At 69.2% G+C, this 2,770-nt stretch carries 3 protein-coding genes and 1 pseudogene; all 4 read right to left on the minus strand.

Going from position 1 to position 2,770, the window contains the following annotated elements; translation table 11 throughout:
• A pseudogene (locus ACK5F2_RS01355) lies at positions 1-759 on the minus strand (thymidine phosphorylase); the annotation flags it as partial.
• A gap of 11 nt (positions 760-770) precedes the next feature.
• Positions 771-1,541, minus strand: coding sequence for a deoxyribose-phosphate aldolase (deoC, locus tag ACK5F2_RS01360; RefSeq protein WP_409862233.1), 771 nt, complete (start codon positions 1,539-1,541; stop codon positions 771-773).
• A gap of 10 nt (positions 1,542-1,551) precedes the next feature.
• Complete coding sequence (locus ACK5F2_RS01365; RefSeq protein ID WP_409862234.1) at positions 1,552-2,397, minus strand: purine-nucleoside phosphorylase; 846 nt, start codon at positions 2,395-2,397, stop codon at positions 1,552-1,554.
• Positions 2,398-2,430: 33 nt separating this feature from the next.
• Positions 2,431-2,770 (minus strand): cytidine deaminase (gene cdd, locus ACK5F2_RS01370; RefSeq protein WP_409862236.1); only part of this gene is annotated, 340 nt, incomplete at its 5' end.

Consider the following 2,770-nt stretch of genomic DNA (forward strand, 5'->3'; position numbering starts at 1 on the left):
CAACTCGAGGCTGTTGCCCACGGTCTGGCCCAGCACCTCGTTCATGTCGGTGATCAGGGCCCGGGTCGGCAGGCCGGCACCAGCGGCCACGCCGACGATGCTGTGGGCCAGTTCCTGGGCCATCCAGGGCGAATCGGCAAAAGCGCCGTTGCCGCACTTCACATCCATGACCAAGCCTTGCAGGCCGGCGGCCAGTTTTTTGGACAGGATGCTGGCGGTGATCAGGGGCACGCTCTCCACCGTGGCGCTGATGTCGCGAACGGCATAGAAGCGGCCATCGGCCGGGGCCAGGTCGGCCGTCTAGCCAATGATGGCGCAGCCGACCTCGCGCACAATGCGCTCGAAGCGCGCCGCCTCGGGCGTGGCGCAAAAGCCGGGGATGGCCTCCAGCTTGTCCAGCGTGCCTCCCGTGTGGCCGAGGCCACGGCCCGAGATCATGGGCACAAAGCCGCCACAGGCCGCCACCAGAGGCGCCAGCATCAGGCTGATCTTGTCGCCCACGCCGCCGCTGGAATGCTTGTCCAGCACCGGGCCGGGCAGATCGCGCCAGTGCATCTGGCGGCCCGAGTCCCGCATGGCCCGGGTCAGGGCCACGCACTCGGCCCGGCTCATGCCGCGCCAGAGGATGGCCATGGCCAGGGCCGCGATCTGGCCCTCGCTCCAGCCACCATCGACCAGGCCACGCACCAGACTCTGGATCTGCGCTTCGGAAAGCGCCGCACCATCGCGCTTGGCGCGAATGACCTCCTGGGCCCGCACGTCCGCTGCGCTCAGTAGCTGGCGGTGCTGGCGGGCGCGACCGTGCCGGACAGCACGGCCTCGATATCGCCGAGCAGGCCGCTGGCGCCAAAGCGCAGGCGGCGCGGGTTCAGTGCCGCGACGCCGAGCTTGTCGGCCGCCAGTTCCAGATAGACCTGCGCATCGGCCACCGTGCGGATGCCACCCGAGGCCTTGAAACCGGCCGAGACCAGGCCGCTGCCGGCGATCTCGCTGAGGATGTGGCGGGCAGCCAGCGGCGTGGCTGAGACCGCAGTCTTGCCGGTGCTGGTCTTGACGAAATCAGCGCCGGCCATCAAGGCCAGGCGGGCCGCGTCCGCGATCAGCTCGGGGGTCTTCAGCTCGCCGCTCTCGATGATGACCTTGAGCGTCAGCGGCCGGCTGGCATGGCGCACCTCGGCCAGGAACTCGGCGCACTCGCTGCGCTGACCGGCCATCAGGGCACGGTAAGGCAGGACCACATCGACTTCATCGCCGCCAGCCGTGGCAATCGCCTGCACATCGGCCAGGGCTCGGGCCAGATCGAGGGCGCCGTCCGGGAAGTTGGCCACGGCCGCCACCTTGATCTCGACCGGCAAGGCCGCGCGCGCTTGCGCCACGAAACGCGGCCAGACGCAGACGGCCGCCACCGGGCCGAAAGGCGTCTGGGCACGCCGGCACAGGGCGGCGATGTCCTCGGCCGTGTCGGCGTCGTTGAGGCTGGTCAGGTCCAGGCATTGCAGCGCGAGGCGCGCTGCGTTTTCTTTCAAATCCAAAGAGGCCATGGAAGAACGCTCAGTCTTTCAGCGAGGCCAGATCGGCCATGCCGGCCACCACGGCGCCCAGGAACTGCGCGGCACGCTCGCCGGACTGCTGGGCCTGCTGCAGGGTCAGGGCATGGGTCAGGGCTTCATCGGACAAGCCGGCGGCCATATTGGTCATCAGGGCCAGGCCCATGACGCGCAGGCCGGCGTGGCGGGCCAGGATGGTTTCCGGCACGGTGCTCATGCCCACGGCATCGGCGCCCCAGGCGGCAAACATGCGGATCTCGGCCGGGGTTTCGAACTGCGGGCCCAGGGCCCAGCAGTAGACGCCCTCGCCCAGTGCCAGGTTCTGAGCCGCGGCCACGCCCTTGGCGTGCTGACGCAGCTCCAGGTCGTAGGCGGTGCTCATGTCGACAAAGCGCTCGCTGCCGGGCTCACCGACCAGGGGTGAGCGCTGCGGTGCGTTGATGTGGTCGCTGATCAGCATCAGGCTGCCGGCCGGCATGTGGCTGCGGATGGAACCCGAGGCATTGGTCTGCAGCAGCACCTTGACGCCCCAGGCCTTGAGGCTGCGCAGGGCGCCGGCCATGCCGGTGCAATCGCCGCTCTCGTAGGTGTGGGCACGGCCACGCAGCATCACCACGGTCTGCGCGCCGATGGTGCCGACGACGATCTCGTTGACATGGCCTTCCACCTTGGGCTGCGGGAAAGCCGGCAGCTCGGTGTAAGCCAAGTGCTTGGCGTTCTGCACCAGGCTGACCGCGCCGGCCCAGCCCGAGCCCAGCACCACGGCCACGGCCGGGGCCGCGCCGAACAGGGTCTTGAGCTTTTCGGCGGTCTGGGCGATGGCGGGATTCAGGGTCTTGTGGTCGATCATGATGAGGTTCCTTCTGGGAATTGTTGCGGTGGCTCAGAGCTTCAGATGCTCGGGGCCGAAACTGAATGGCAGCAGCTGTTCCAGCGTCCACTGCTGGCGGATGCCGCCGGGGTCGGCGGCGATGATGATCAGCTGCGGGTCGGCGAACTCGCGCAGCTTCTGGCGGCAGCCGCCGCAGGGCGTGATGATGTCCGGGCCGGGGCCGCTGACCAGCACCGCGCTGACGCGGCGGCCGCCGGCCATGATCATGGCGGTCAGGGCCGAGGCCTCGGCGCACCAGCCTTGCGGGTAGGCGGCGTTTTCGATATTGCAGCCGGCATGGATGCGCCCCTGCTCATCGAGCACGGCGGCGCCCACGGCATAGCCGGAGTAC

This window comes from Roseateles sp. (assembly GCF_046300915.1).
In the GTDB taxonomy this organism is placed as follows: Bacteria; Pseudomonadota; Gammaproteobacteria; order Burkholderiales; family Burkholderiaceae_C; genus Kinneretia.

What these genes read in the sequence shown, in the direction of transcription:
- deoC (WP_409862233.1), bottom strand. Translation starts at nt 1,541, where the DNA reads ATGGCCTCTTTGGATTTGAAAGAAAACGCAGCGCGCCTCGCGCTGCAA.
- ACK5F2_RS01365 (WP_409862234.1), bottom strand. Translation starts at nt 2,397, where the DNA reads ATGATCGACCACAAGACCCTGAATCCCGCCATCGCCCAGACCGCCGAA.